Raw genomic sequence first — 25,916 nt, forward strand, 5'->3', positions numbered from 1 at the left:
GCCATGGCGCTGTCCGCCCACGACGCCTTCTCCGCCGGCGGCGGCGGCCGCAGGCGCCGCCGCGGACGCGGCCGTCGCGGCGCGCTCAGCGAGATCAACGTCACCCCGATGGTCGACGTGATGCTGGTGCTGCTGATCATCTTCATGATCTCCGCCCCGCTGCTGACCGCGGGCGTGCCGGTGGAGCTGCCGAAGACCGAGGCCGGGGCCATGCAGGACGTGCCCGACCCGATCACGCTGTCGATCCGCCCCGACGGCGCGATCTTCATCGGCGACGCCCCGGTGCCGTTCGGCCGGCTGTCGCCGCGGCTGAAGGAAATGGCCACCGACACCACCCGGCCGATCTATGTGCGGGCCGACGGCAAGGCCAGCTATGAGATCGTGGCCCGGGTGATGGCCTCGCTGTCGACCTCCGGCTTCAGCGCCATCAACCTGATCACCGACACCGGTGGCCCCTCTTCCGGCGGCGAGAAGGACGAGGCGGCCCCGTGAGCCGGCGCGTCGAGGTCTCGCCTGCGGCGCTGGGCTCCATCGGCCTGCACGGCGCGCTGGCGATCGCCCTGATGATCTCCTGGGGCAGCCGCGACCTGAAGGTGGGCGGCGTGGTGCCGGTGACCATCGTCTCGCGCGCGCCGGACGCCGACACCCGGCCGGCCGAACAGGCGCCGCAGACCCAGAGCGCCCAGACCGAAGCGCCGGTCGCCGAGGCCCCGCCCGAACCGGCCCCGCCGCCGCCGCGCCCCGCGCCGCCGGTCCCCACGCCGACGCCCAAGGCCGCCAAGCCGGCGGAGAAGGCCCCGGCGCCGCTGCCGGCCAAGCCCGCGACCAAGCCGGTCGAGAAGTCGCTCGACTTCGACAGCCTCTACGACAGCCTGGCCAAGCCGGCCCGCAACGCCCCCCAGCGCCCCTCCGCCGCCGCCAAGGGCCCGACCCGCGCCGAGACGGCGCCGGTGGCGCGCCAGACCTTGGGGACGGGGCTGGCCGCCGGGGCCGACGCCAAGGGCCTGGCCGACGACCTGCGCCGCCACTGGCACCTCAACTGCAACGTCGAGGGCGGCCGCGACGTTCTGGTGCGTGTGGTCTTCCGCATCGGGGTCGGCGGCCAGGTGGAGGGCGAGGTGGCCAGCGAGCTGAAGAGCCCCGGCACCGCGGTCGGCAAGGTCGGCGCCGAGGCCGCCGCCCGCGCCGTCTACGCCACGGCCCCGTTCCGCGGCCTGCCCCGGGAGTTCTACGGCCAGCAGTTCGCGGTCAATTTCGACGCCCGCGAGGCCTGCGCCAACCAATGATCCAAGTCCGGAGCCTGCCCATGCGGCTGAAGACCCTGATGTTCGCGCTGATCTGCGCGGTCGCGCCGCTCGCCATGACCCAGCCGGCCCAGGCCCAGGTCGAACTCACCGTCACCCGCGGCGACGTCCAGCCCCTGCCGATCGCCGTACCCGCCTTCAGCGGCGGCGCGGTGGGCGGCGACATCGCCCAGGTGATCGCGGCCAACCTGCAGCGCTCGGGCCTGTTCCGGCCGCTGGACCCGGCCAGCTTCACCGAGCGCGACCTCACCGCCGCCGTGCAGCCGCGGTTCGCCAGCTGGAAGGACATCAACGCCTCGGCGCTGGTGAACGGCACGGTCACCGTGCAGGGCGGGCAGATCCGGGTCGACTTCCGGCTCTGGGACGTATCCCAGGAAAAGCAGCTGCTGGGGCTGCAGTTCACCTCCAGCCCGGAGAACTGGCGGCGCGTGGCGCACAAGATCTCCGACGCGGTCTATGAGCGGCTGACCGGCGAGAAGGGCTATTTCGACACCCGCATCGTGTTCGTGGCCGAGAGCGGCGCGCGCGGCAAGACCATCAAGCGGCTGGCGATCATGGACCAGGACGGCGCCAACCCCAGCTATCTGACCGCCGGCGACAGCATCGTCATGACCCCCAGGTTCTCCTCGAACAGCCAGGAGATCACCTACATGTCCCTGCGGCCCGACAGCTCATCGATTTACCTGTTCAACCTGGAGACCGCGCGTCGCGAGAGTCTGGGCACCTTCCAGGGCATGGTGTTCGCCCCGCGGTTCTCGCCCGACGGCGGCAAGGTCGCGTTCTCGGTGGAGCGCGGCGGCAACAGCGACATCTATGTGATGAACCTCTCCAGCCACGCATCGGTCCGCCTGACCTCCGACCCGTCCATCGACACCTCCCCATCGTTCTCGCCAGACGGGACCAAGATCGCCTTCAACTCCGACCGTTCGGGCCAGCCGCAGCTCTATGTGATGGGCGCGGACGGCTCGGCGTCGCGGCGGATCTCGAATGGCGGCGGGCGCTACACCACCCCGGTCTGGAGCCCGACCGGGGAGTTCATCGCCTTCACCAAGCAGACCGGCGGCGAATTCCACATCGGGGTGATGCGGCCGGACGGCTCCGACGAGCGGCTGTTGACCTCCAGCTACCTGGACGAGGGCCCGACCTGGGCGCCCAACGGCCGGGTTCTGATGTTCTCGCGGGAAACCCCGGGCGGTCCGCCCAAGTTGTGGAGCGTCGATGTCACCGGGCGAATCCTTCAGCCGATGCCCTACCCCGGCGCCGGGTCCGACCCGGCCTGGTCGCCTTTGCTTAACTAGACTTGCGCCCCAATACCGCCCGATAGATTCTGATAGTGATTTGCCAACCGGTCCCTTGAGGAGACGCAGATGGTTCTTAGCGTGAACAGTCGCATGGTGTTCCGCCTGGCGCTCGTGGGCGCCGCCGCCGCGTCCCTGGCGGCCTGCGCACACAAGCCGAAGCCGACCTACCCCACCCAGGCGCCGCCGCAGGCCCAGACCCAGGCGCCGCCACGCACCGAGCTGCCCCCGACCGCGGCGCCGCCATCGGCCACGCCGGCGATGACCGCCTTGCCGGGTTCGGCGCAGGACTTCGTCGTCAATGTCGGCGACCGGGTCTATTTCGACACCGACAGCCACGACGTCCGCGACGACGCCAAGCCGCTGCTGGACGCCCAGGCCAACTGGCTGCGCCGCTATTCGGCGGTCATGGTCCGCATCGAGGGCAATGCCGACGAGCGCGGCACCCGCGAATACAACCTGGCCCTGGGCGCGCGGCGGGCCAACTCGGTGCGCGACTACCTGGTCAGCCACGGGGTCACCGCCGACCGCATCGCCACCATCTCGTTCGGCAAGGAGTCGCCGATCGACGCGGGGAACGGCGAGGATTCCTGGCAGAAGAATCGCAACGGCCACACCGCGATCGTCAGCGGCGCGCGCTAGGTCGCGATGCGTGCGGGTCGCGTCTCGATTGTGCTGATGGCGCTGGCGGTCCTGGCGACCGCCGGGCCCGCCGTGTCGCAGACGCCGATGGAGGACCCGCTGGACGTCCGCGACGCCAAGCGGGTCGACCGGATGGAGAAGGTGATCCGCGAGCTGCGGGCCATCGTCTTCCAGCTCCGCGACACCGGCAAGCCCGTGGTGGTCCAGCCCGCCGACACCGACGGGCGCATCGACGAGCTGAGCAGCAAGCTCAGCGACATCGAAGGCGCGCTGCGCGGCGTCAACGGCACCATCGAAGGCGCCACCCGCGACCTGGACCAGGCCCGGCGCGACAACGCGGCCCTGAAGGCCCAGGTCCAGGCCCTGACCACCCGGTTGAGTGCGGCCGAACAGAAGCAGCTGGCCGCCGCGGCCCAGGCGGTTCCACCACCGCCCGCGCCGCCGGAGGAGACCGCCGCGGCCGCCCCCGCCGGCGATCCGGCCAAGGCGTTCACCCAGGCCCGCCAACTGATGCTGTCTGGCGACTACGACGCCGCCGAGACTGCTTTCGCGGCCTATGTGGCCAACTATCCGGACGCCCCGCGCGCGCCGGAGGCCAGTTTCTGGTGGGGCAAGACCCTGGCGGCGCGCAGCGCCAACGCCGAGGCGGCGCGGGCCTATATCACCGCCATCCGCGGCTGGCCGCAGACCGCCTGGGCGCCCGAGGCGGTGGTCGAGCTGGCCAAGTCCCTGGTGGCGCTCAAGAAGCCCGCCGACGCCTGCCAGACCCTGGCCGAACTGCCGAGGCGCTATCCAAAGGCGCCCCCGGCAATCGCCACCCGCGCCGCGGCGCTGCGCACCCAGGCGAAGTGCTCGGCCTAGCGCGGTGCGCGCCGCAGCGCGCCTTCCAGCGCCACCTGCTGCGCGACCACCCGCGCCCCGTCGCCGTGGCCCTGTCCGGGGGCGGCGACTCCCTGGCCCTGGCCCTGATCGCCGACGGCTGGGCCCGCGCGGCCGGTCGACCGCTGCTGATCCTCACCGTCGACCATGGCCTGCAGGCCGACGCCACCGCGTGGACCACGGCCTGCGCCGAGGTCGCCCGGCGGCTGGGCCACCCGTTCCGCGCCTTGGCCTGGCAGGGTCCCAAGCCCACGACCGGCCTGCCCGCGGCCGCCCGGCAGGCCCGTCACGCCCTGTTGGCCGACGCTGCGCGCGAGGCTGGGGCCCGGGTCATCCTGCTCGGCCACACCGCCGACGATCTCGCGGAAACCGTGGTGATGCGGGCGGAGGGGGCCACCACCCCTGACCCGCGCGAGTGGGCGCCGTCCCCGGCCTGGCCGCAGGGGCGGGGGGTGTTCCTCCTGCGCCCGCTGCTGGAGGCGCGCCGCGCCGACCTGCGGGACTGGCTCAAGTCGCGCGGCGAGACCTGGATCGAGGACCCCGCCAACGCTGACCTCCGCTATGCCCGCAGCCGCGCCCGCCGCGCCGGCCCGCCGGCCCCAGCCGCACGAATCGACCCGCCGCCCCTGGCCCTGGCCGGCCACGCCACGGAGCAGGCCGGGATCGTCAGCCTGGACCGCGCCGTCCTGCGCGCCGCGCCGCTCGAGGACGCCCGGCGCTTCGTGGCCCTGGCCTGCGTCTGCGCCGGCGGCGGCGATCGCCGTCCGGCCAGCCCGCGGATCGCCCGCGCCGCCGAGGCCCTGCGCGGCCATGACCCCGTGGTCGCCACCCTGGCGGGCGCGCGCCTGGAGGCTGACGCGGCCCACATCCGGGTCTTCCGCGAAACCGGCGAACTGGCGCGCGGCGGGCTGATGACCAAGGCGCTGACGGCGGGTCGAGCCCAGGTCTGGGACGGCCGCTTCGAGCTGACCGCCGACGACCCGGGCTATGAGGTGCGCTGCCTGGCCGGACTGACCCGGCGCCTGCCAAGCGATCAGCAGCGGTCGCTGCGCGACCTGCCCGCCGCCGCCCGCGGCGGCATGCCGGCGCTGGTCGGGCCAGCCGGCGCCGTTACCGGCCCGGCGCTCACCGGCGCCGAAAGTCTGGTCGGGGCAAGGCTTGCCGCCGCCGCCGGGCTGGTGGATCGGGAGCCGGAATAGGCTCCGTACCCACCACCGCTCCTCCCGGCGAAGGCCGGGAGCCAGATGGAAAGGCTGGAAATTTCAAAGGTCCATTTGCGTCTGGACCTCAGGCGTTCAGCACATGGTCGACGCCGCGCACGATGGCGTCGGCATAGAGCGGGCCCAGGAGATTGGCGTGGGTCGAGGCGGTGACGTGTTCGACATAGCCGTGCCGGGCGCGTTTGGCGGGGGCCTCCTGCAACGCCTTGAGCGGGCCGCGGGCGGCGGGCGCGCCGGCGGTCACCACGGCGACCGGCAGGTCCACGGGCAGCTCGGCGGCGCCCGCCAGCTTCGAGGTCGCCGGCCAGCTCAGCACCTCGGCCGCGGCGCCGTGGGCGTGGGGGCTGGAGGCGTGGATGCGGCGCTTCTCGCTCCCTGCCTCCCCGGTCAGGCCGATCAGGTTGCCGGTCAGGAAGGAGACCGGGACCATCAGCCCCAGCCGCGCCCCGTGGCCGACGACCTGCAGAATGCGACCGAAGGCGCGGATCGCCGGCGCGCCGCCCGGCAGGCCGACCACCTCCGGCGTCACCGCGTCCACGAACACCAGGCCCGCCACCGGCCGGGTCCGCTCCAGGGCGAACAGGCGCACCATCAGCCCGCCCATGGAGTGGCCGACCAGCAGGATCGGCCGGGTCTCGCCCAGGGCGTCCAGCAGGGCCTCCAGATCGTCGTTGATCGCCCGGCCGTCGCGCGGTTCCGGGCCCGGGTCGGAGTGGCCAAGGCCGGCGCGATCGTAGGCCAGGCTGGCCAGGCTCCTGGCCGCCAGCTTCTCCTGCACTACGGCCCAGTCAGCGGCGCAGCCGAACGCGCCATGCTCGAAAACGATCAGCGGGGTGGCGGCCTCCGGCCCGGCCCGCACGACGCGCAGCGCCCGGCCGCCGATGTCGACCCGGGTTCCCCGGAAGGCGATCCGCGCCAACTCAGGCCGGCTTCTTGAACGGGGCCGGCACGCGCCCGCCGCCCTGCCGGCCGAACATCCATCCGGGGTATTCGCTCGGCAGTTCGCTGACCGCGTCCAGCTTGGCCACCTCCTCGGCGGTCAGGCCCAGGTCCACCGCGGCCAGGTTGTCGTCCAGCTGCTCGACGGTCTTGGCGCCGATGATGATGCTCATCACGTGCGGCTTGGCCAGCAGCCAGGCCAGGGCCACCCGCGCCACCGAGACCCCGTGCGCGTCGCCGACCTCGCGCATGACTTCGACGCACTGCCACGCCCGGTCGCGCTCCACCGGCGGGAAGTCGAAGTTGGTGCGCCGCGCGTCGGTGGGGTTGTTCGACCCCGGCCCGAACTTGCCGGATAGCAGGCCGCCGGCCAGCGGCGACCAGACCATCAGGCCCAGCTGTTCCGAGGTCAGCATCGGGACCAGCTCGCGCTCCAGGTCGCGCCCGGCGATGGTGTAATAGGCCTGCAGGGTCTCGAACCGCGCATAGCCCTTGGCCTCGCTCAGCCCCAGGGCCTTGGCGATCTTCCAGGCCGCCCAGTTGGAGACGCCCACGTAGCGGACCAGCCCCTGGGTCACCAGGTCGTCCAGGGCGCGCAGCGTCTCGTCGATCGGGGTGACGGTGTCGTTGCCGTGGATCTGGTAGAGGTCGATGTGGTCGGTCTGCAGACGGTCGAGGCTGGCCTGCACAGAGTCCATGATGTGCCCGCGCGACGCGCCGCGGTCGTTTGGACCGGGGCCCATCTGGCCGAACACCTTGGTCGCCAGCACCACGTCCTTGCGCTTGACCTCCAGGTTCTTCAGCGCCTGGCCCAGCCGCTCTTCCGAGGCGCCGAACGAATAGACGTCGGCGGTGTCGAAGAAATTCACCCCGGCCGCCAGCGCCCGGCCGATGATCGCGTCCACCTCGCCCTGCGGCAGCGACCCGATCGCCTTCCAGATGCCGGCGTCCTGGCCACCGCCGAAGGTCATGGTCCCCAGGCAGATCTCGGACACATAAAGACCCGTGCGGCCCAGTTGGTTGTACTTCATGCGATGGCGCTCCTGTCGGTCCGATATGGGAGACGATTGCGACGGCGTCGAGACGTTCTCGGCGGAGAAGCATTGCGCGCCGCAGGCGCCGCCAAGATCCAGACCACTGAAAACACGGAAAGAGGCCGGACATGCCCAAGCGCCGAGCCCGCCCCGGTGCGCTTCAGCGTTTTCAGTGTTTTCAGTGGTTTGAATACTGACAGCGCTAACGCGCAAGGGCGTTGAACTAGAGCGAGAGCTGGGCTCGCGGGCGGCCGTCGGGGCCGATGGAGAGGCCCTTCAGGCCGTCGATCTTCTCGCTCTTGGCGGCCGCGCGGGCCTGCCCCTCGAGGTTCTTTTCGGCCGCCGCCAGGTCCTCGGCGTCGTTGGTCTCGCGGCGGCGGACGACGATCGACTTGCCGGCCTTGGCGTCCATCAGCGCCTGCTTGCTGGCCGGGATGTTCGACACATAGGCGATCCGTACCCGGCCGGAGTAGCGCTTGGCCAGGTCCAGCGGCAGGTCGCCCTTCTCGGCGAAGGCCTTGCCCAGGAACATCGCCGGATTGAGCGGATGATCGGCGGCGTCGCGGATCTCGAAATGCAGGTGCGGTCCGGTGGACGATCCGGTGGAGCCGACCTGACCCACCGCCTGGCCGGCGGTGACCGCAAGGCCGGGCTTCACGCCCGCGGCGACGCTGCCCAGGTGGGCGTAGAAGGTGGTCAGGCCCACCGCGTGGCGCACCGCCACATAGCGCCCGTAGCCACCGCCTTCGCCGGCCGCCACGACCACGCCGTCGGCGGCGACCCGCACCGGCACCCCGGCGTCGGCGGAGATGTCGACGCCCTCATGCAGGCGGCCGTTCTCCTCCCAGGGCAGCTGGCGCAGGCCGAACGGCGAGACCACCGCATGGCCGGGGACCGGCTCCACGAACGAGATCAGGAACGCGTCCTCCTGGGCCGTCCCGGCGCTCGGCCGCAGGGCAGCGCGTGCCAGGGCCGCCGCCGGCGCCCTGGGATGGGTGACCTTGGACGGCAGCAGCAGGGAGGCGTGCGCCACCGCGAAGGCGCTGAGCGCCGCGACGGTCACGATCCCCCCCTCGGCGGCGATGCGCTTGCTGCGCCCTCTCAGGATCGACCTCAGATCCAACGCGATACAGGCTCCCAGGCGCAGGCGGTCCCCGTCCGGGACCGGACGGAGGATCGGCGGGCGTTCTAGGCAATATCCGCGCCGCGGGCAAATTCAGCCCACCGCGCCCCGCTCAGAACTGGAACCGGATCACGGCGCGGACGTCGTATTCCCGGTAGTCCTTGTCCACCGTCGCACCGCCGCTGAGGGTGTAGAGCGCCAGGCCGGAGCCGCCGCGGATGCCGGCGCGAACCACCGCCCCGCCCTTGAATGCGTCCTCGGGGTCGAGGGTGAAGGTCGCGCCACCGTCGAAACGGGCGGTGGTCTTCGCCGGGCCGCCGGCCAGCTTGGCGCGGTAGCCGGCCGTGACCTCGGGGGCCCAGTAGACCTCGTCGCCGAACCGCCAGCCCACCGACATCAGCGCCTCGCCGGTCAGCAGGTCGCCGGTGCGGCGATCGACGCTGAGGTCGAAGCCGGTACCGCCGCCGGTCTCATGATAGCCGCCCTCGGACAGGCGCAGGTAGCTGGCCGAGAGCTGCGGCCGCGCATAGAAGCCGCCGAGCCGCCACGCGTAGGCGGCGCCGGCATAGCCGTCCGCCATCCAGGCGCCGGAGTCGGACTTGGCGCGCAGGTCGAGCGTGCTCGACACCAGCCGCCGGTCGCCGCTGAGGAAGGCATAGCCCACTCCGCCGCGCACCGTGGCCTGCAGCGGCCCGCCGTCCAGCCGCCAGTAGAGGCCGGCGCCCAGCACGTTCATGCTCACCTGCTCGCCGGCCGCCGCGCCGCGGTCCTTCACGTCGGTGGTCACGAAGCTGACGTTGGCGCCCAGGGCGTTGCTTTGCCCCTGCAGGTCCAGGCCGGCCGCGAAGCCGAAGCCCTGGCTGAGGAAGCCCGCGGCGTCGGCCCGGTCGCGGCGCAGGTTGAAGGCGATCTCCTGGGCCCAGACGCCGGTCGCCGCGTCCTTGTCGATCTTCAGCGGCTCGGCCACCGCCTGTGACACCGCCTGCGAGACCGCCGCCGCCGACATCAGGGTCCCGCCGGAGTGGTCCGGCAGCATCTGGTCGTAGAGCCCCTGGAAGCCCGCCTTGGTGGCCTGGCCCAGGAAGGCCGCTTCGATCTTGGCGTCCTTGTCCAGCGCCTCGAACACCGCGCCATAGGCCTCGCGGCCGGAACGGTTGAGGCCCAGTTCGACGGCGGTCTTGGGCCGCAGGTCCACATAGAGAGCGCCGGCGGCGGTGTCGGCCCGCAGGCTGGCCGCATAGAGATAGGGGGCGCCCGCCAGGGTCGCGCCGGCCTGGCCCACCGTCAGGCTGCCGGCCTGCACCACCTGGAACGACTTCGCGCCGCGCGACAGGCTGGCCAGGGTCACCGCCACCTGGGCGCCGGTGACGATCGTGGCCGCGCCGGCGACCTTGAGGCGGATGGTCGTCACCGTCGGGTCGATGTTGAACGCCAGCACGCCCGTGGCCCCCAGGTTGAGACTGGAGATCTTCACCGTCTCGGCATTGGCCACCGCCAGGGTTCCGCTGCGCACGTCGATCGCGAGCCTGCCGTCGCCGTCGACGATGCGCCCCGCGGCGGTCGCGCCGCCGTCCAGGATCAGGGTGTCGGCGCCAGCCCCGAAGTTCATGGTCCCCGCGAAGCTCCCGCCCAGCAGCTCCAGCCGGTCATCGCCCGAGCCGAACAACACGTCGCCGCCGATCGACGGCGCGTCGGTCGTGTTGACCTTCGCCTGGCGCACGACGGCGCCCGTCGTGTTGGCGCTCAGGTCGATGGCGATCGCCCGGCCGGTCTGGGCCACGCCGGTGACGGGGTTGACCACCGCCTTGATCGCGCCGGAGTTCTGCACCAGGGCCAGGGTCCCCGAAAGGTCGACGATGGCGCGCGCGTCGTGCAGGCCGCCGTTCTGTTCGGCGCCCACGGTTCCGGAGTTGCGGAACGTCGTGACGACCGCGCCGGGGTTCAGCAGCAACGCGGTGGCCTGGGCGCCATTGGCCCGGCCGACGATGGTCCCCGCCTGGTTGTTGATCCCGCCCTGGACCGTGACCGTGCCGCCGCCGGCCCGGCCGATCCGCAGGCCGATGGCGGCCACCCCGTCGTTGACCCCGGCGCCGGTGATCGAGCCGCGATTGATCAGGCCGAACGCCTGGTCGCCGGTTCCCACGGCCCCGATCGTGGTGGCCGCGGGCCCGCCGATGTCGAGGGCCGGCGCGGCGCTCGCGGAGGTGATCGCCGCGGTGGCCTGGGTGGTGTCCGCGGCCACGTCCAGCAGGATCCCGTGGCCGACGCTGCCGGTGACGGACACGGCCGGTCCGCCCTGCAACAGGTCGTCGGCGCCGAACAGCGCCCGCACGGCGTCGGTCTGCCGGGTGAGGTTGCGGTAGCCGGTGGCGGTGATCGCGCTCCGCACCAGCAGGGTCCCGCCCACGTCGCCCAGTTGGACCGCGGTGGCGCCAGCCCCGGTCACGCCGATCGACCCGGTGATGCTCACATCGCCGCTGACGGAGGCCGCGCGAACGCCGACCGTGCGATCGCCCAGCACGGTGATCGCCCCGGAACTCGTCAGGCTGCCGTTCAGCCGGGTCTCCACGGAGATCCCGACGGAATCGTTACCCTCGACCGATATGGCGCCGCTGCTGACGATGGCGCCGGTCACTGGCGCCGGTCCCGTGGCGCGAATCCCGTATCGGCCCGATCCCTGGGCGAAGGGGCCGTCCAGATTACCGTCCCCGTTGGTGTCCGTGGCCGAGTAGTCCTCGACCACGTTGATGGCGCCGGCGTTGGTGACGGTCGTGCTCACGCCGCTGTTGATCGCGATGCCCGTGGCGCCGGAGACATTGTTGAAGCTGATCGCGCCGTTGTTCGTCACGGCGTGGGCGGAATCGACTGTCACCGCGGCGCCGGGCGCAGTCGGCGCGATGGTCCCGGTCGTATCGATGGTGACGCTGTCCGGCCGGCCGCTGGCCGCGGTCGAGGTGCGGACCGGGGCGGTGGTCGCGGTGGTGATCTTGGCCTCCGCCGCGGCGGTCGCAGCCCAAAGCAGCGGCAACAGGGCCGCGGACACAAACAGACGCTTCATGGGTTTCCCGATTCCGATTGACGTGATAGCCGTCACGAGTGGCTATTAGTCGTATAATTATTAGTTGCATAATAACTGTACTTGGCTTGCACGACTCCCGCAAGGGTGTGCGTGCGACCCCGACCGGAGCCCGCGATGCCCCGACCTGCGACCGACCCCGCCAAGGCCGCCAATACCAAGGTGCTGCGCCAGCAGGCCGGCCGCTGGCTGAAGACCGCGCGGGAGACCGCCCGCCTGACCCAGGCGGAACTGGCGGAAAAGGTTGGACTTCGCTACTACACCTTCGTCAGCCAGGTGGAGAGCGGCCTCGGTCGCCTGCCCATCGAGACCCAGGGCGCCTGGGCGCTGGCGCTGGGCCTGGAGCCCGGCGACTTCGCCCGCACCCTGCTGCGCTACTACGAACCCGAGCTCTACCGCCTGCTGTTCGGCGCCGGGACCGCCGCAGCCCAGACCGACCGCGATCGGGCCACCGCCTGAACCGCGAGGAGATGCTTCCATAACTCATGGGCCAGGTTGTTCCCTTCATCGCCCGCGTACGCGACTCCGGCGACTGGACCGAGAGCGAACGCGCGCGCCTCGAAGATTTCGCCGACCGCCTCAACGCCGGCGGGGTCAAGGTGGAGGCGGTGTTCGGCGCCACAGACGAAGGCGACCCCTGGTGCGTGGTGACCGACGCCGACGGCGACGTCTTGATCCACGTGGCCCGGATCGGCGGCGTCTTCGTGGTGCACTCGGCGGTGTACGACGCCATGAACGAGGGCGCCGACCTGCACTCGGCCCTGCGTGAGCGCCTGACCGCCCCCGAGGACGCGGTGGCGCCCAAGTCGGCGACCATCCTGCCCTTCGACATGAGCACGCGGCAGGCCCAGACCCTGCTGGCCCTGGTGGTGGCCTCCGCCTTCTTCTATGAGACCGCCGGGCTCGGAGACCACGCCCAGGCCGCGGAATTGCCGCATGCGCCGGCGGCGCCCGATGACCCGCCGCCGCCGGCTGCGCCCACCGCTGACAGCGACATCCACGCGCAGGACCGCGAGGTCACGACCCCCGCCGCCGCCCTCCAGGACCCCACTCATGCGACGACCTTGGCGGCCGAGGCCGAGGCGCCCGCGGCGGTCGTCGCGCGGACGGACGCGCCCACGCCGCAACCGCCGCCCCTTCAGGCGCAGCCTGCAGACACCGCGGCCAAGGCGGCGGAGGCGATCGTCCTGGCCGCCGCGCCGGAGGCGCCCGCCCCGCTGGTCATCAAGGGGACCGCGGGCGACGACCTGCTGACCGGCACCGCCGCCAACGAGCACATCCTGGGCGGGGCCGGCAACGACACCCTGGTCGGCGGCGGCGGCCACGACACCCTCGACGGTGGGGCCGGCAACGACCGGATCGAGCTCACCGCGACCGTGGTGGCCATCGGCGGCGAGGGCGCCGACACCTTCGTGATCCGGGGGCCACATCCCGGCGAGCCCGCCGGCGAACACCCGGGCGGCTTCTTCTTCGGCGTCATCCTCGACTTCAACGCCGACCAGGGCGACCGCGTGGTCAACAGCCAGGGCGGCCTGGCCCGGCTCACCCCGCACCCGACCGATGGCGCCACCGCCACGGACCAGACGGCCCCGACGCTCTCTGGCGCGCACGGCTTCGGCCCGCCCCTGACGATCCTCAGCCGTGTTGACGTCGACCTCAACGGCGACGGCGTCGTCGACGGCTACATCATGGTCGGCGGCCCCCACGCCACCACGCCGGAAGGCGCCCCTGGCGAGCCACCCATTGTGGTCACCGGCCAGAGCCTGGGCGGCGCGGCGGACATCTTCGGCTGAGGCCGCTGCCCGACGCGCGCTACAGCGACTTCACGATCCCTTCGACCATCTTCTTGGCGTCGGCGAACAGCATCATGGTGTTGTCGCGGAAGAACAGTTCGTTCTCGACGCCGGCGTAGCCCGCCGCCATGCCGCGCTTCACGAACAGCACCGTGCGTGCCTTTTCCACGTCCAGGATCGGCATGCCGTAGATCGCCGAGGTCGGGTCGGTCTTGGCGGCCGGGTTGGTCACGTCGTTGGCGCCGATCACGAAGGCCACATCCGCGGTCGGGAACTCGGCGTTGATGTCCTCCAGCTCGAACACCTCGTCGTAGGGCACGTTGGCCTCGGCCAGCAGCACGTTCATGTGCCCGGGCATCCGGCCGGCCACGGGGTGGATGGCGTACTTCACCTCCACGCCCTCTTCCTTGAGCTTGTCGACCATCTCGCGCAGCGCATGCTGGGCCTGGGCCACCGCCATGCCGTAGCCGGGCACGATGATCACCTTGGAGGCGTTCTTCATGATGAAGGCCGCATCCTCCGCCGAGCCCTGCTTGACCGGCCGGGTCTCGACCTTGCCCCCGGCCGCGGCGCTGTCGTCGGCCCCGAACCCGCCCAGGATCACCGAGATGAAGCTGCGGTTCATGGCCTTGCACATGATGTAGCTGAGGATGGCCCCCGAGGAGCCCACCAGCGCCCCGGTGATCACCAGGGTGATGTTCTCCAGCGTGAAGCCCAGCGCCGCCGCCGCCCAGCCGGAGTAGCTGTTCAGCATCGACACCACGACCGGCATGTCCGCCCCGCCGATCGGGATGATCAGGGTGAAGCCGAGGATCAGGGCCAGGGCGAAGATGCCCCAGAAGGCCCAGAGCGCCGTGCCGCCGCTGATCACCAACAACACCACCAGCACCACGATGCCGAGGCCCAGCGCTAGGTTCAGGATGTGCCGGCCGGGCAGCAGGATCGGCGCCCCGCTCATGTTGCCGTTCAGCTTGGCGAAGGCGATCACCGAGCCGGAGAAGGTCACCGCCCCGATCGCCAGGCCCAGGCTGAGCTCGATCAGCGACTTGAGCTGGATGACCCCGTCGTCTCCGGCGATGCCATAGGCGGCCGGGGTATAGATCGCCGCCACCGCCACCAGGCAGGCCGCCATGCCGACCAGGCTGTGGAAGGCCGCCACCAGCTGCGGCATCGAGGTCATGGCCACCCGCCGGGCGATCACCGCGCCCACGCCGCCGCCGACGGCCACGCCGCCCAGGATCAGCCCGATGGTCAGGACGTCCAGCTTCCCCTGGCCGAACAGCGTCACCAGGGTCACCGCGACCGCGATGCCCATGCCGATCATGCCATTGCGGTTGCCCGCCTGGCTGGTGGTCGGCGAACTCAGCCCGCGAAGGGCCAGGATGAACAGCACCCCGGAGACGAGATAGAGGATGGCCGCGATGTTGGCGTTCATTCCGGATTGTCCCCTAGGGCGGTCTGCAGCTGTCTCACCAGTTGTGGAGAGTGGTCCCGAGCGGTCTCGACCAGCAGCCCGACATTCACGCGGTTGTAGTCGTGAATCAGCACGTGACGCATTCCAATGGCTTTCCGCCACTGCACAGCAGCAAGGTCCGCGCGGAGGTCCACCGAGACCTTGGACGCTGCTTCCCCACCCACCTCGACAGCGCGGATGACCGCGTAGTGAGTCCGCATGTCAGCAGCAACCTCAGCTGCATCCCGGTCGCCCAACAACATGATGGCGTCGGCAGCGTAGGCGAGCATGTCTTCAAGCAGGCTCCGATCAACGTCGTTCATGCCCGAACAAGGTCGCGTTCCATATGGGCGCGCATCCGCGGCCTGACCCCGGCGAGATCGACCATGTCAGCTTTGCGGCCCAGTTCGTCCTGAAGATCCATCAAGATGCCGCCGAGGTCGAAGAGCGACGCGGGCCCAACAACCGCATACGCGACATCGACGTCGCTTTCCGGCTTGGCCTCACCGCGGGCTACCGAGCCCACAACTCCGATCAAGTCGATGCCATGATCTCGCGCGTCGGCGCGTTTCGCGCGGATCGCCTCAAGAGCTTGCTCGAGAAGCTCACGGCTCACTTCGGCTTGTCCTTCTTCTTGTACATCGCCAGCATCCGCTGGGTGACCAGGAAGCCGCCGAAGATGTTGACCGCGGCGAAGCCGGCGGCGATCGCGCCGGCGCCCTTAGAGATCAGGATGCCGCCGGTCAGCTCGCCGCCCGGCGCATGCGCCGCGGCCGCCAGCAGGGCGCCGACGATGATCACCGAGGAGATGGCGTTGGTCACCGCCATCAGCGGCGTGTGCAGGGCCGGGGTGACGCTCCAGACCACATAATAGCCGACGAAGATCGCCAGCACGAAGATCGCCAGGCGGAAGACCGTGGGATCGACATCCATGGGGCTAATCCTTCAGCGACGGGTGGACGACGGCGCCGCCCTGGGTGACCAAGGCCGCCTTCAGGATCTCTTCCTCGAAGTCCGGCGCGAAATGGCCTTCCTTGTCGAGGAACAGGCCGGCGAAGGCGTTGAGGTTGCGCGCATAGAGCGCCGAGGCGTCGGTGGCGATCCGGCCGGGCAGGTTGGCCACGCCCAGGATCTTCACCCCATTGGCGGTGACCGCGACCTCGCCCAGCTTCGCGCCCTCGACATTGCCGCCCTGCTCGACGGCCAGGTCGACGATCACCGAGCCCGGCTTCATCGAGGCCACCTGGCCGGCGCTGACCAGCCGCGGCGCCGGGCGGCCCGGGATCAGGGCGGTGGTGATGACGATGTCCTGCTTGGCGATGTGGCCGGTCAGCAGTTCGGCCTGCTTGGCCTGGTACGCTTCGCTCATTTGCTTGGCATAGCCGCCGGCGGTCTGGGCGTTCTTGAACTCCTCGTCCTCGACGGCGAGGAACTTGGCGCCCAGGCTTTCCACCTGCTCCTTGGTGGCCGGCCGCACGTCGGTGGCGGTGACCACCGCGCCCAGCCGCCGGGCCGTGGCGATGGCCTGCAGGCCGGCGACGCCGACCCCCATGATGAACACCTTGGCCGCGGCGATGGTGCCGGCGGCGGTCATCATCATCGGCATGGCCTTGCCGTAGGCCTCGGCGGCCTCGATCACGGCGCGGTAGCCCGCCAGGTTCGCCTGGGAGGAGAGCACGTCCATCACCTGCGCCCGGGTGATCCGCGGCACGAACTCCATGGCGAAGGCTGTCGCGCCCTGCTTGGCCAGGGCGTCCAGCGTGGCGCGCTCCATGTAGGGGTTCAGGGTGGCGACGACGATCGTGCCGGACTTCAGCACGGCGATCTCGTCGGCCTCCGGGCCACGGACCTTGAACAGGATGTCGGCCTTGGCCAGGGCGTCCTTGGCGGTCTTGGCGATACTGGCGCCGGCGGCCTCGTAGTCGGCGTCCGGATAGGCCGCGGCGACGCCTGCGCCGCTCTCGATCACCACCGAGAACCCGGCGGCCATCAGCTTCTTCACCGTCTGGGGAACGGCGGCCACGCGGGTCTCCCCGGCGCGGCGCTCCTTGGTGACGGCGATAACGGCCATGGTCTGCGTAGTCCCCCGATCAAGCCCGACAGCGCGGCGACCATAGTGGGCGTCTTGACCCGATGTCCAGACGCGCCCCGGACATGACAAGGCCCCCGCGCGGACGGGGGCCGGTCAGCCTTCCGCCGAAAGTTTCAGTGCGCCGGAGCGGCCTTGTTGTCGCGCAGCAGCAGGATGCCGAGCGCCAGCAGCACCACGCCACAGAAGCCGCCGCCGATGAAGCCGAAGCTGGGCGTGCAGAACCACAGCACCACGAACAGCAGGAACGAGGCCAGGATCAGCGAGCCCCACTTGGTCATGCCCATGACGAGATGGAAGGTCGACTGCTGCTCACGGATGTCCATGTCGCCGTGGTGGTAGTCGGAAGAAGGTCCGGCCATCAGGATTTCACTCTTGGATGAAGGAAAGGTCGGGATGAAGGAAAGGTCGTCGCGGGCGATACACGAACCGCCGCCCACGCTCAAGCCGGCCAGGTCGCCAGCAGGGTCCTGAGGGCTGCGACCAATGCGAGCGGCTGATCGATCATCACATGGTGATGCGAATCCGGGATCTCGATCTCGCGCATCTGGCTGGAGAGGAAGCTGGGCTCGCCCGCGGCCCGGCGGTCGATGATGCGGCTCTTGTCGCCATAGAGGTGAACCATCGGCACCGTGGCCTTGGGCATGGCCTCGGCGGACGCGAGGCTCATCATCGACATCATGCCGGAGCGGTCGAGCTTCTCCCACATCTCCGGATCGAACTTCCAGGTCCAGCCCTCACCGGATCCATCCGCCATCGGCGCCCGGTTCAGCGAGCGCCGCGCAATGAAGTCCAGGACGTAGGTATTCTCCGCCGGCTGCGGCGGCATCAGGCGGAAGCGGCCCAGCGCCTGCTCCAGGGTGGCGTAGACCCGGCTGGGCTTGTCTAGGGTGGGGATGTTGCGGATCTGCTCGGCGCGTTTCTTCCGCTCCTCCAGCACCTCGGGCGGCGGGCCGCCGAAGCCGGTGTCGACCAGGACCGCGGCGTGCATGATCTCGGGCCGCTGCATGGCGGCGAAGAACACCTGGCCGCCGCCGAACGAGTGGCCGATGTAGATCGGCTTGCGCCCACCGTCATAGAGGCCGGTCCCCCGCGCGCAGGCCTCGGCGTCGTCGGCGAAATCGGTGAACCGGTAGGTGTCGCGCCAGCCGGAACTGCCCATGCCGGCCAGGGACATGGAGGTGACGCGATAGTCCTTGGCCAGGAAGGGGGCGATGAAGCTCCACCAGTCGGCGTGGGCGCTGTTGCCGTGGATCAGCAGCAGGCCGGGCCTGCCCAGCTCGCCCCAGGTCAGCACCTCCAGCTGCGTGCCATGCGAGGTGACGAAGCCGCGCTCCGGTTCCTCGGCGATGGCGTCCTTGAACCACTGTGGCGAGGGCGGTTCGGCGCCCTGGAACGCGGCCAGCGGCGCGCGCACTTCCGGCGGCAGGTTCTCCGAGTGGAACGGCTGGTCGTCGTAGGTCTCGGTCGCCGCCTTGGGCTTGTCGGTCATATCGTTCGCCATGCCACTTGGGGTCTAACGACCGTTTGAAAAATGGCAAGTCGCTACGCCTCTCGCGCGTGCCCATTCCCCAGGGGCGCCATCCAGCGAGGCGCATCGCGCCTGTCAGAGACCCATGGGTATTCCGCGAAACCGGGATGACACGCAGGGGGCTGGTGACGTCTAGTCCCATTGCCGACACCCTGCCGGAGTCCGTTCGCGGGCGCGGCGGCCCTTGCTGAAGGAGACGCCCATGCGCCCCAACCGCCTGCGCCAGATCTGGGCCGAGGGCCGGCCGGTCATCAACGCCTGGTGCAACATCCCGGGCGCCTTCCTGGCCGAGGCCATGGCCTCCCAGGGCTGGGACGCCGTCACCATCGACACCCAGCACGGCCTGATCGGCTATGACGACATGGTGGCCATGCTGCAGGCCATGGCCGCGGCGCCGGTCACCCCGCTGGTCCGCGTCTCGTGGAACGCGCCCGGCGAGATCATGAAGGCGCTGGACGCCGGGGCCTATGGGGTCATCTGCCCGATGATCAACAATCGCGCCGAGGCCGAGGCCTTTGTCGGCGCCTGCCGCTATCCGCCCCTGGGCTATCGCAGCTTCGGGCCGATCCGCGCCTCGATGTACGCCGGCCCGGGCTACTATCCGGAGGCCAATGCCGAACTGCTCACCTTCGCCATGGTCGAGACCGCCGACGGCCTGGCCAATGTGGACGAGATCGTCGCCACGCCGGGCCTGGACGGCATCTACATCGGCCCCTCGGACCTCTCGCTGTCGCACGGGGGCCAGCCCAACCAGGACAGCCAGGAGCCCAGCCTGCTGGCCGCCTTCGACCGCATCCTGGCCGCCTGCAAGGCCGCGGGCATCCGGACCGGCGTCCACACCACCAGCGTCGCCTACTCTCAAGCGATGATCGCCCGCGGCTTCGACCTGGTCACCGTCGGCGCCGACATGCGCTACCTGATGGCCGGCCGCGGCGAGGCCAAACAGATGCGCGACCACATCGAAGGGAAGGATTGAATCACTTACCCGCCTCACCTCCCACCGGTGTCATCGCCCACCGGTGTCATCCCGGTTTTGGCAAAGTCAAAGACCGGGACCCACGATCAAGCTCGACGCGCGAATAGCGGGCATGGCGGGCATGGACCGAGCCCGGTCGTGGGTCCCGGTCTTCGCGTGCCGGGAAACCGGGATGACACGCGTGGAGGGTAATCGACCGCGGCGCCTCAACCCGCTGTCTGGACAAGATTTCACTGTCGCGCGCGGGCCAAATCGGGTTCCGTCCCGGCCAGTCGCAACACCGGCCCGCCCATGACCGCACCCGCCAAGCTGAAGAAGAGCGAAACGCTCGAGATCCGCATCCCCTACCCGACCAAGCAGGCCTTCATGGCCCGCTGCCAGAACGAGGGGCGCTCCGCCAGCGAGGTGCTGCGCGCCTTCATCGACGGCCAGGTCGAGCCGCAGAGTCCTCGGCCGGCCCGAAAGACCTGGCGCCTGATCGCCGGCTTGGCCGCCGCCGCCGCGGTCGGCGCCGTCGCCGTGCCTTCCCTCGCGCGGCCGGTGCTCAAGGCCGCCGAGTTCGCCCGCCTCGACGCCAATCACGACGGCGTCCTCAGCTTCGACGAGTACCGCCGACCCTAGCTGACGGGCTTCAGGATCCGCGACGGGTCGAACCGCGCGACCCAGGTGATCGGGTTGAACAGCGACGCCCCGCCCTTCCAGGCCACCAGCACGATCCGCACCTTGCCGATCAGGTTCTCGGCGGGGACATAACCGACGCCCCCCACGGCCGGATTGACCCGGCTGTCGGAGGAGTTGTCGCGGTTGTCGCCCATCATGAAGTAGTAGCCCTCGGGCACCACATACACGTCGGTGTTGTCGAGGTCGCCGTCAGGGCCGCGGTCGAAGGTGACGTAGGGCTTGCCGTCCGCGCGGGTCTCGCGGAACTGGGCCACGGTCAGCCCGGGCTCCTCGGGGTCCTGGGTGTCTCCGGCCGGCGTGCGGACAATCATCTTGTCGTTGACGAACACCACACCACCCTTCACCTGCACCCGGTCGCCCGGCAGGCCGATCAGGCGCTTCACATAGGTCTCGCTGGGGTCGCGGGGCAGCTTGAACACCACCACGTCGCCGCGCTGCGGACCCTGGCCGAACTGCAGCACGCGACCGTGGAACAGCGGCGGGTTCAGCGGGATCGAATAGCGGCTCCAGCCGTAGTTCCACTTGGTGGCGATGATGTAGTCGCCAGTCAGCAGGCCAGGCTCCATCGAGGCCGAGGGGATGGTGAACGGCTCGAACAGCCCCACGCGCAGGACGAAGGCGATCAGCAGGGCGTAGACGACGGTCTTGATCGTCTCGACGGCTTCCTGGCGGAAGCTCTTCCTGGGCGGGGCGGCGGTGGCGTCGGTCATGGAGGTCCTGAACCTGGCGGAGGCGTCCGGCGCCCGGGTCCAAGCTGTGAAGCGGCGCGGCGCGCGGGGCAACCGGCGTCTTGTCCGGACAGCGTCGCGCGGACGTCCCGACGGCGGTCGCAAGCCGTTCCGGCGATCTCCCCGGTTGACCTCGGGGGGCTGGAAGACGCATCGTCAGACGACCACGCGGCCAACGCCGCGCCTGCGACCCCCGCCGGGCTCGACGCCGCGCCCGGCTTGGACGCCAACCGCACCATTCGAGGACGGAGGCCCTTTGTCCCAGCTTGCGTATGTCGCGCCATCCAGCCCGGAGGAAGCCGCCACGGCCCTCGCGGCAACAGGCGCCCGGCCGCTCTCCGGCGGCACCGACCTGCTGGTGCAACTTCGCGCCGGCCGGGTGAAGCCCGACGTGATCGTCGACCTGAAGCGCGTCGCCGGGGCGATCGGCATCCGCGAGGAGGCCGGCGGCTACGTGATCGGCGGCGCCACCTCCGGCGCGGTCCTGGGCGAGCACGTCGGCCTGGTCCGGGCGTGGCCGGGCGTGGTCGAGGGCGCGAACCTGATCGGCTCGACCCAGGTGCAGGGCCGCGCCAGCCTGGCCGGCAACCTGTGCAACGCCTCGCCGGCCGCGGACGGCGTGCCGGCCCTGATCGCGGCGCGGGCCACCTGCGTCATCGTCGGGCCGAACGGCCGGCGTGAGGCGCCCGTGGAAGCCATCGCCACCGGGCCAGGCCAGACCTCGCTGTCGCCGGGCGAATTCATCCTCGAGTTCCGCCTGCCGCCCCGGCCGGCCCGGGCCTCGGACGCCTACCTGCGGCTGATCCCGCGCACCGAAATGGACATCGCGGTGGCCGGCGTCGGCGTGAATCTGGTGCTCGACGCGCAGGGCCGCGTCGCCCAGGCCCATGTCGCCCTGGGCGCGGTCGCGCCCACCGCCCTGCTGGTCGCCGAGGCCGGCGCGGCGCTGGTGGGCGGCAGGCTGGACGAGGCCAGCCTCGCGGCCATGGAGGCGGCGGCGCGCGCCGCCTGCCGGCCGATCAGCGACAAGCGGGGCACCGCCAATTATCGGACCCGCATCGCGGGCGTACTGGCCAGGCGAGCGGCGCTGATCGCCTTCGCGCGGGCGGGAGGACAGCTTTGAGCAAGGCACACGTCACGACCACGGTTAACGGGGATCCGGTGGAGTTCCTGGCGACGCCGGGGATGACCCTGCTGGACGCCCTGCGCGACGAGCTGAACCTGACCGGCGCCAAGGAGGGCTGCGGCTCGGGCGACTGCGGCGCCTGCAGCGTCACGGTCGACGGGCGGCTGGTCTGCTCGTGCCTGGTGCTGGCCCCCGAGGTCGAGGGCCGCCGCGTCACGACCATCGAGGGCATGGCCCAGGGCGGCCAGCTGCACATGCTGCAGCAGAAGTTCCTGGAGCACGCGGCTCTGCAGTGCGGCTTCTGCACGCCCGGGTTCCTGGTGGCGGCCAAGGCGCTGCTGGACGTCAACCCGGACCCCACCGAGACCGAGACCCGGTACTGGCTGGCGGGCAACCTCTGCCGCTGCACCGGCTACGACAAGATCATCCGGGCGGTCATGGACGCCGCCGCCGAGCTTCGGCAGGAGAAAATCGCATGAGCGAAACGCTTGAGAAGCCCGCCGCCGCGGCGGTGCTGAACGTCGTCGGCACCCGCCCGATCCGTCCGGATGGCGCGGACAAGGTCACCGGCCGGGCCACCTATGGCGCGGACTTCAACATGCCGGGCCAGCTGGTCGGCAAGATCCTGCGCAGCCCGCACGCCCACGCCCGCATCGTCAGCATCGACGCCGGCAAGGCCCGCGGCCTTCCGGGCGTCAAGGCGGTGGTCACGGCCGCCGACTTCCCCGACCTGGCCTCGGAGATGCACGAGGGCGGCGAGCAGGCTTCGAACCTGCGCGACCTGTCGCTCAACGTCATGGCCCGCGGCAAGGCGCTCTATGACGGCCACGCCGTGGCCGCCGTCGCCGCCGTCTCGACCGAGGTCGCCGATGCGGCGCTGGCGCTGATCAAGGTGACCTACGAGGTCCTGCCGCACGTCACCGAGGTCGAGGACGCGATGGCGTCCGGCGCGCCGCTGTTGCACGCCCACCTGTTCACCGAAGGCCTGCCGGCCAAGCCGGCCAGCGCCTCGAACATCGCGCGCCGCCACTACAACGAGCGCGGCGACATCGCCCAGGCCTTCGCCGCCGCCGATGTGGTGGTCGAGCAGCGCTACACCACCCAGGCCGTGCACCAGGGCTATATCGAGCCGCACGCCTGCGTCGCTGCCTGGGCCGAGGACGGCCGTTGCGAGGTGTGGAGCTCCAGCCAGGGCCAGTTTATGGTCCGCACCTATTGCGCCAAGGTGCTGGGCCGCGAGATCTCCGACATCCGGGTCACCCCGGCCGAGATCGGCGGCGGCTTCGGCGGCAAGACCACGGTCTATCTGGAGCCGGTCGCGCTGGCCCTGTCGCGCGCCAGCGGCCACCCGGTGAAGATGGTGATGAGCCGCGACGAGGTGTTCCGCGCCACCGGCCCGACCTCCGGCTCGGTCATGCACGTGAAGCTGGGCGCCACCGCCGACGGCACGATCACGGCCGCCAAGGTGGAGCTGAAATTCCAGGCCGGCGCCTTCCCGGGCTCACCGGTGGGCGCGGCCTGCATGACCGCGCTGGCGTGCTACGACCTGGCCAACTTCACCATCACCGGCTGGGACGTGGTGACCAACACGCCCAAGGTCGCGGCCTATCGCGCGCCCGGCGCCCCGATCGTGGCGTTCGCGGTGGAAAGCGCCGTGGACGAGCTGGCCGTGAAGCTGGGTATGGATCCGATCGCGATCCGCGAGAAGAACGCCGTTCACAACGGGACCAAGGCCGCCTACGGCCCGACCTTCCAGAACATCGGCTATGTCGAGACCCTGGCCGCGATCCGCGACAGCGATCACTACAAGGCTCCGCTGGGCCGCAACCAGGGCCGCGGCCTGGCGGTCGGCTTCTGGTTCAACATCGGTGGCGAGAGCACGGCGGCGGTGCACATCGGCGAGGACGGCAGCGCCGTGGTGGTGACCGGCAACCCCGACATCGGCGGCAGCCGCGCCTCGATGGCGATGATGGCCGCCGAGACCCTGGGCCTGCCCGTCGAGCGGGTTCGCCCGATGATCGCCGACACCGCCTCGATCGGCTATTCGATGCTGACCGGCGGCAGCCGCACCACCTTCGCCACCGGCATGGCCGTGGTCCAGGCCGCCGAGCAGGTGGTGGCCGAGCTGCGCAAGCGCGCCGCCAAGCTCTGGGAGACCACGGTCGAGCAGGTGGAATGGAAGGGCGGCCAGGCCCGGTGCCTGGATCCCGCCAAGCCAGACAAGAAACCGCTGACCCTGGAGGCCCTGGCCGCCCAGTCGGGGCGGATGGGCGGGCCGATCTCGGCGCAGGTTTCGCTGAACGCCCAGGGCGCGGGGCCCGGGTTCGGCGTGCATCTCTGCGACGTGGAGGTCGATCCGGACACCGGTCGCGTGGACGTGGTGCGCTACACCGCCGCCCAGGATGTCGGCAAGGCGATCCACCCGGCCTATGTCGAGGGCCAGGTGCAGGGCGGCGTCGCCCAGGGCGTCGGCTGGGCGCTCAACGAGGCCTATATCTTCGACCGCGACGGCAAGATGGAGAACGCCGGCTTCCTGGACTACCGCATGCCGGTGGCGTCGGACTTGCCGATGCTGGACACCATCCTGGTGGAGGTGCCGAACCCCCGCCATCCGTTCGGCGCCAAGGGGGTCGGCGAGGTGCCGATCGTGCCGCCGCTGGCCGCCGTGGCCAATGCGGTCCGCGCGGCGATCGGGGTGCGGATGCCGGACCTGCCGCTGTCGCCGCCGGTGGTGCTGGCCGCGATGGATCGCCGGCAGGGCTGAGCGGCGAGGCCCGGGCGATGGCGCACGTGGTCGCCGGCAGCGATTGCTGGCCCTTCACCGGCGGGGTCTCGGCGTTCGACGTCGAGGCCGCCACGGTGCGCGAACTGATCGGCGCCCTCGACGCGCGGTTCCCTGGCCTGGGCGACTTCATCGACCGCAAGATGGCGTTCGCCATCGACGGCGAGATCCACCAGGACGCCTGGTTCTCGCCCATCGGCCCCGACAGCGAGGTCTATCTGATCCCCAAGATCGGCGGCGGCTAGCTAGCGGGCGCGGAGCGGCCCGGACACTTCAGGCCAGCTTGATCTCCCGCAGCCGCTCCTGCAGGTAGTCATCGGCGGTGATCGGCTGCGGATAGCGGTCGGGATGGGTCGCATCCACCGTGCTGGGCAGGGTCCGGATCAGGTAGTCCGAATTGAAGTGCAGGAAGAACGGCGTCGAGTAGCGGGGGAAGCCGCGGCGCTCGGGGGCCGGGTTGACCACGCGATGGGTGGTCGACGGCAGGCGGTGGTTGCAGAGCCGCTGCAGCATGTCGCCGATGTTGCAGACCAGCGAGCCGGCCGGCGGGTTGATGGCGATCCAGCGGCCGTCGTGGTCCTTGACCTCCAGCCCAGCCTCCTCGGCGCCCAGCAGCAACGTGATGACGTTGATGTCCTCGTGCGCCCCGGCGCGGATGTGCGGGCCCTCCTTGGGCACGGGCGGATAGTGCAGCAGGCGCAGGATCGAATTGCCGACCTCGACGGTCGGGTCGAAGAAATGCCGGTCGAGACCGAGGTAGCTGGCCACGCCCTCCAGCACCTTCAGGCCGGTCCGGTCCAGCGCCTGGTAGAGCCAGCCCACCTTGTCGCGGAAACCCGGCAGCTCGGGGTCGGGCCAGACATTGTCGGCCATGTGGTTGCGGAACGGATGGCCGGGCGGCAGGTCGCGGCCGACGTGCCAGAATTCCTTGAGGTCGAAGTGGGCGGCGCCCTTGGCGGTCTCGACGCCGAACGGGGTGTAGCCGCGCTGGCCGGCCACCGGCAGCCTGTAGGCCAGCTTGGTCGCCTCGGGCAGGGCGAAGAAGGCCTTGGTTTCGTCGATGGCGGCCTCGACCTTGGCGTCGGGCAGACCGTGGTCGGAGATCACCGCGAACCCCCAGCGGGCGAAACTGTCGCCCAGCTGCTGGGTGAAGGCCGGAAAGTCTTGGGCGTAGAGGGTGAAGGAGACCGGCTCGATATGGTCCTGGAGGGCGTGGGCTTGGCTCATTTCGCCATCCTTACA

Annotated in this window: 27 protein-coding genes; 14 read left to right on the forward strand and 13 right to left on the reverse strand. The window is 70.8% G+C overall.

Annotated elements, in window-relative coordinates; translation table 11 throughout:
• Positions 1–3: 3 nt before the first annotated feature.
• The 6 genes from Q0R13_RS06720 (at position 4) to tilS (ending at position 5,322) form a co-directional block, all read left to right on the forward strand.
• Positions 4–492, forward strand: coding sequence for a biopolymer transporter ExbD (locus tag Q0R13_RS06720; protein WP_293901352.1), 489 nt, complete (start codon positions 4–6; stop codon positions 490–492).
• The gene (locus tag Q0R13_RS06725) at positions 489–1,286 is read left to right on the forward strand and encodes an energy transducer TonB (RefSeq protein ID WP_293901355.1); all 798 of its coding nucleotides are present in this window, start codon (positions 489–491) and stop codon (positions 1,284–1,286) included. The genes Q0R13_RS06720 and Q0R13_RS06725 overlap by 4 nt, the downstream gene beginning before the upstream one ends.
• A 20-nt stretch (positions 1,287–1,306) precedes the next feature.
• Positions 1,307–2,602: a Tol-Pal system beta propeller repeat protein TolB gene (tolB, locus tag Q0R13_RS06730; protein ID WP_293901358.1), complete on the forward strand. Its 1,296-nt coding sequence runs from the start codon at positions 1,307–1,309 to the stop codon at positions 2,600–2,602.
• Between the two features lie 69 nt (positions 2,603–2,671).
• The gene (gene pal / locus Q0R13_RS06735) at positions 2,672–3,244 is read left to right on the forward strand and encodes a peptidoglycan-associated lipoprotein Pal (protein ID WP_293901361.1); all 573 of its coding nucleotides are present in this window, start codon (positions 2,672–2,674) and stop codon (positions 3,242–3,244) included.
• Positions 3,245–3,280: 36 nt separating this feature from the next.
• Positions 3,281–4,105, forward strand: coding sequence for a tol-pal system protein YbgF (ybgF, locus tag Q0R13_RS06740; RefSeq protein WP_293901364.1), 825 nt, complete (start codon positions 3,281–3,283; stop codon positions 4,103–4,105).
• On the forward strand, positions 4,093–5,322 hold the full coding sequence (gene tilS / locus Q0R13_RS06745) for a tRNA lysidine(34) synthetase TilS (RefSeq protein ID WP_293901367.1): 1,230 nt from the start codon (positions 4,093–4,095) through the stop codon (positions 5,320–5,322). Before ybgF ends, tilS begins: the two co-directional genes overlap by 13 nt.
• An 88-nt stretch (positions 5,323–5,410) precedes the next feature.
• Here tilS and Q0R13_RS06750 read toward each other — a convergent pair whose 3' ends face one another.
• From Q0R13_RS06750 to Q0R13_RS06765, 4 genes are all read right to left on the reverse strand, one after another.
• Positions 5,411–6,262 (reverse strand): alpha/beta hydrolase, encoded by an 852-nt coding sequence (locus Q0R13_RS06750; RefSeq protein ID WP_293901370.1) that lies wholly within the window; start codon positions 6,260–6,262, stop codon positions 5,411–5,413.
• Position 6,263: 1 nt separating this feature from the next.
• On the reverse strand, positions 6,264–7,313 hold the full coding sequence (locus Q0R13_RS06755) for an aldo/keto reductase (RefSeq protein WP_293901373.1): 1,050 nt from the start codon (positions 7,311–7,313) through the stop codon (positions 6,264–6,266).
• A 226-nt stretch (positions 7,314–7,539) separates the two neighbouring features.
• Complete coding sequence (locus Q0R13_RS06760) at positions 7,540–8,379, reverse strand: M23 family metallopeptidase (RefSeq protein WP_293901376.1); 840 nt, start codon at positions 8,377–8,379, stop codon at positions 7,540–7,542.
• 172 nt (positions 8,380–8,551) lie between these two features.
• Positions 8,552–11,497 carry an autotransporter outer membrane beta-barrel domain-containing protein gene (locus Q0R13_RS06765; RefSeq protein WP_293901379.1) on the reverse strand — a complete coding sequence of 982 codons (2,946 nt, stop codon included), beginning with the start codon at positions 11,495–11,497 and terminating at the stop codon, positions 8,552–8,554.
• 135 nt (positions 11,498–11,632) lie between these two features.
• Here Q0R13_RS06765 and Q0R13_RS06770 point away from each other — a divergent pair, with 135 nt between their 5' ends.
• Positions 11,633–11,974 carry a helix-turn-helix transcriptional regulator gene (locus Q0R13_RS06770; RefSeq protein WP_293901382.1) on the forward strand — a complete coding sequence of 114 codons (342 nt, stop codon included), beginning with the start codon at positions 11,633–11,635 and terminating at the stop codon, positions 11,972–11,974.
• A 26-nt stretch (positions 11,975–12,000) separates the two neighbouring features.
• Positions 12,001–13,308, forward strand: a complete 1,308-nt coding sequence (locus Q0R13_RS06775) for a calcium-binding protein (RefSeq protein ID WP_293901385.1) — start codon at positions 12,001–12,003, stop codon at positions 13,306–13,308.
• Between the two features lie 19 nt (positions 13,309–13,327).
• Here the strand turns inward: Q0R13_RS06775 and Q0R13_RS06780 are convergent, their stop codons facing one another.
• The 7 genes from Q0R13_RS06780 to Q0R13_RS06810 form a co-directional block, all read right to left on the reverse strand.
• Positions 13,328–14,743 carry an NAD(P)(+) transhydrogenase (Re/Si-specific) subunit beta gene (locus tag Q0R13_RS06780; RefSeq protein ID WP_293901387.1) on the reverse strand — a complete coding sequence of 472 codons (1,416 nt, stop codon included), beginning with the start codon at positions 14,741–14,743 and terminating at the stop codon, positions 13,328–13,330.
• Positions 14,740–15,084 (reverse strand): HepT-like ribonuclease domain-containing protein, encoded by a 345-nt coding sequence (locus Q0R13_RS06785; protein ID WP_293901390.1) that lies wholly within the window; start codon positions 15,082–15,084, stop codon positions 14,740–14,742. The genes Q0R13_RS06780 and Q0R13_RS06785 overlap by 4 nt, the downstream gene beginning before the upstream one ends.
• Entirely contained in the window at positions 15,081–15,377 is a 297-nt protein-coding gene (locus Q0R13_RS06790) for a nucleotidyltransferase domain-containing protein (protein WP_293901393.1), read from the reverse strand. The genes Q0R13_RS06785 and Q0R13_RS06790 overlap by 4 nt, the downstream gene beginning before the upstream one ends.
• Entirely contained in the window at positions 15,374–15,694 is a 321-nt protein-coding gene (locus Q0R13_RS06795; protein ID WP_293901396.1) for a proton-translocating transhydrogenase family protein, read from the reverse strand. The genes Q0R13_RS06790 and Q0R13_RS06795 overlap by 4 nt, the downstream gene beginning before the upstream one ends.
• A gap of 4 nt (positions 15,695–15,698) precedes the next feature.
• Entirely contained in the window at positions 15,699–16,832 is a 1,134-nt protein-coding gene (locus Q0R13_RS06800) for a Re/Si-specific NAD(P)(+) transhydrogenase subunit alpha (RefSeq protein ID WP_293901399.1), read from the reverse strand.
• Between the two features lie 134 nt (positions 16,833–16,966).
• On the reverse strand, positions 16,967–17,212 hold the full coding sequence (locus Q0R13_RS06805) for an aa3-type cytochrome c oxidase subunit IV (RefSeq protein WP_293901402.1): 246 nt from the start codon (positions 17,210–17,212) through the stop codon (positions 16,967–16,969).
• An 80-nt stretch (positions 17,213–17,292) separates the two neighbouring features.
• The gene (locus Q0R13_RS06810; protein ID WP_293901405.1) at positions 17,293–18,342 is read right to left on the reverse strand and encodes an alpha/beta hydrolase; all 1,050 of its coding nucleotides are present in this window, start codon (positions 18,340–18,342) and stop codon (positions 17,293–17,295) included.
• A gap of 241 nt (positions 18,343–18,583) precedes the next feature.
• Between Q0R13_RS06810 and Q0R13_RS06815 the strand changes: the two genes are divergently transcribed.
• Both Q0R13_RS06815 and Q0R13_RS06820 read left to right on the forward strand, forming a co-directional pair.
• Positions 18,584–19,357: an aldolase/citrate lyase family protein gene (locus Q0R13_RS06815; RefSeq protein WP_293901408.1), complete on the forward strand. Its 774-nt coding sequence runs from the start codon at positions 18,584–18,586 to the stop codon at positions 19,355–19,357.
• 291 nt (positions 19,358–19,648) lie between these two features.
• On the forward strand, positions 19,649–19,978 hold the full coding sequence (locus Q0R13_RS06820; protein ID WP_293901411.1) for a hypothetical protein: 330 nt from the start codon (positions 19,649–19,651) through the stop codon (positions 19,976–19,978).
• On the opposite strand, the gene lepB is transcribed toward Q0R13_RS06820, so the two are convergent.
• Positions 19,975–20,748: a signal peptidase I gene (gene lepB / locus Q0R13_RS06825; protein ID WP_293901414.1), complete on the reverse strand. Its 774-nt coding sequence runs from the start codon at positions 20,746–20,748 to the stop codon at positions 19,975–19,977. The genes Q0R13_RS06820 and lepB overlap by 4 nt on opposite strands.
• A 274-nt stretch (positions 20,749–21,022) precedes the next feature.
• On the opposite strand from lepB, the gene Q0R13_RS06830 reads away from it, so the two are divergent.
• Genes Q0R13_RS06830 through Q0R13_RS06845 form a run of 4 tightly spaced genes read left to right on the forward strand, consistent with a single transcriptional unit; the run spans position 21,023 to position 24,919 of the window.
• Positions 21,023–21,889 carry a xanthine dehydrogenase family protein subunit M gene (locus Q0R13_RS06830; RefSeq protein ID WP_293901416.1) on the forward strand — a complete coding sequence of 289 codons (867 nt, stop codon included), beginning with the start codon at positions 21,023–21,025 and terminating at the stop codon, positions 21,887–21,889.
• A complete protein-coding gene (locus Q0R13_RS06835) occupies positions 21,886–22,371 on the forward strand; it encodes a (2Fe-2S)-binding protein (protein WP_293901419.1) in 486 nt (161 codons plus the stop codon). Before Q0R13_RS06830 ends, Q0R13_RS06835 begins: the two co-directional genes overlap by 4 nt.
• A complete protein-coding gene (locus Q0R13_RS06840) occupies positions 22,368–24,656 on the forward strand; it encodes a xanthine dehydrogenase family protein molybdopterin-binding subunit (RefSeq protein WP_293901422.1) in 2,289 nt (762 codons plus the stop codon). Before Q0R13_RS06835 ends, Q0R13_RS06840 begins: the two co-directional genes overlap by 4 nt.
• A 17-nt stretch (positions 24,657–24,673) precedes the next feature.
• Positions 24,674–24,919, forward strand: coding sequence for a MoaD/ThiS family protein (locus tag Q0R13_RS06845; RefSeq protein WP_293901424.1), 246 nt, complete (start codon positions 24,674–24,676; stop codon positions 24,917–24,919).
• Positions 24,920–24,947: 28 nt separating this feature from the next.
• Here the strand turns inward: Q0R13_RS06845 and Q0R13_RS06850 are convergent, their stop codons facing one another.
• On the reverse strand, positions 24,948–25,901 hold the full coding sequence (locus tag Q0R13_RS06850) for a 2-oxoglutarate and iron-dependent oxygenase domain-containing protein (protein ID WP_293901426.1): 954 nt from the start codon (positions 25,899–25,901) through the stop codon (positions 24,948–24,950).
• Positions 25,902–25,916 lie beyond the last annotated feature (15 nt).

This window comes from Phenylobacterium sp. (assembly GCF_025351295.1).
Taxonomy (GTDB): domain Bacteria; phylum Pseudomonadota; class Alphaproteobacteria; order Caulobacterales; family Caulobacteraceae; genus Phenylobacterium.

What these genes read in the sequence shown, in the direction of transcription:
- Q0R13_RS06720 (WP_293901352.1), top strand. Translation starts at nt 4, where the DNA reads ATGGCGCTGTCCGCCCACGACGCCTTCTCCGCCGGCGGCGGCGGCCGC.
- tolB (WP_293901358.1), top strand. Translation starts at nt 1,307, where the DNA reads ATGCGGCTGAAGACCCTGATGTTCGCGCTGATCTGCGCGGTCGCGCCG.
- pal (WP_293901361.1), top strand. Translation starts at nt 2,672, where the DNA reads ATGGTTCTTAGCGTGAACAGTCGCATGGTGTTCCGCCTGGCGCTCGTG.
- ybgF (WP_293901364.1), top strand. Translation starts at nt 3,281, where the DNA reads ATGGCGCTGGCGGTCCTGGCGACCGCCGGGCCCGCCGTGTCGCAGACG.
- Q0R13_RS06755 (WP_293901373.1), bottom strand. Translation starts at nt 7,313, where the DNA reads ATGAAGTACAACCAACTGGGCCGCACGGGTCTTTATGTGTCCGAGATC.
- Q0R13_RS06765 (WP_293901379.1), bottom strand. Translation starts at nt 11,497, where the DNA reads ATGAAGCGTCTGTTTGTGTCCGCGGCCCTGTTGCCGCTGCTTTGGGCT.
- Q0R13_RS06770 (WP_293901382.1), top strand. Translation starts at nt 11,633, where the DNA reads ATGCCCCGACCTGCGACCGACCCCGCCAAGGCCGCCAATACCAAGGTG.
- Q0R13_RS06775 (WP_293901385.1), top strand. Translation starts at nt 12,001, where the DNA reads ATGGGCCAGGTTGTTCCCTTCATCGCCCGCGTACGCGACTCCGGCGAC.
- Q0R13_RS06780 (WP_293901387.1), bottom strand. Translation starts at nt 14,743, where the DNA reads ATGAACGCCAACATCGCGGCCATCCTCTATCTCGTCTCCGGGGTGCTG.
- Q0R13_RS06785 (WP_293901390.1), bottom strand. Translation starts at nt 15,084, where the DNA reads ATGAACGACGTTGATCGGAGCCTGCTTGAAGACATGCTCGCCTACGCT.
- Q0R13_RS06795 (WP_293901396.1), bottom strand. Translation starts at nt 15,694, where the DNA reads ATGGATGTCGATCCCACGGTCTTCCGCCTGGCGATCTTCGTGCTGGCG.
- Q0R13_RS06800 (WP_293901399.1), bottom strand. Translation starts at nt 16,832, where the DNA reads ATGGCCGTTATCGCCGTCACCAAGGAGCGCCGCGCCGGGGAGACCCGC.
- Q0R13_RS06805 (WP_293901402.1), bottom strand. Translation starts at nt 17,212, where the DNA reads ATGGCCGGACCTTCTTCCGACTACCACCACGGCGACATGGACATCCGT.
- Q0R13_RS06810 (WP_293901405.1), bottom strand. Translation starts at nt 18,342, where the DNA reads ATGACCGACAAGCCCAAGGCGGCGACCGAGACCTACGACGACCAGCCG.
- Q0R13_RS06815 (WP_293901408.1), top strand. Translation starts at nt 18,584, where the DNA reads ATGCGCCCCAACCGCCTGCGCCAGATCTGGGCCGAGGGCCGGCCGGTC.
- Q0R13_RS06820 (WP_293901411.1), top strand. Translation starts at nt 19,649, where the DNA reads ATGACCGCACCCGCCAAGCTGAAGAAGAGCGAAACGCTCGAGATCCGC.
- lepB (WP_293901414.1), bottom strand. Translation starts at nt 20,748, where the DNA reads ATGACCGACGCCACCGCCGCCCCGCCCAGGAAGAGCTTCCGCCAGGAA.
- Q0R13_RS06840 (WP_293901422.1), top strand. Translation starts at nt 22,368, where the DNA reads ATGAGCGAAACGCTTGAGAAGCCCGCCGCCGCGGCGGTGCTGAACGTC.
- Q0R13_RS06845 (WP_293901424.1), top strand. Translation starts at nt 24,674, where the DNA reads ATGGCGCACGTGGTCGCCGGCAGCGATTGCTGGCCCTTCACCGGCGGG.
- Q0R13_RS06850 (WP_293901426.1), bottom strand. Translation starts at nt 25,901, where the DNA reads ATGAGCCAAGCCCACGCCCTCCAGGACCATATCGAGCCGGTCTCCTTC.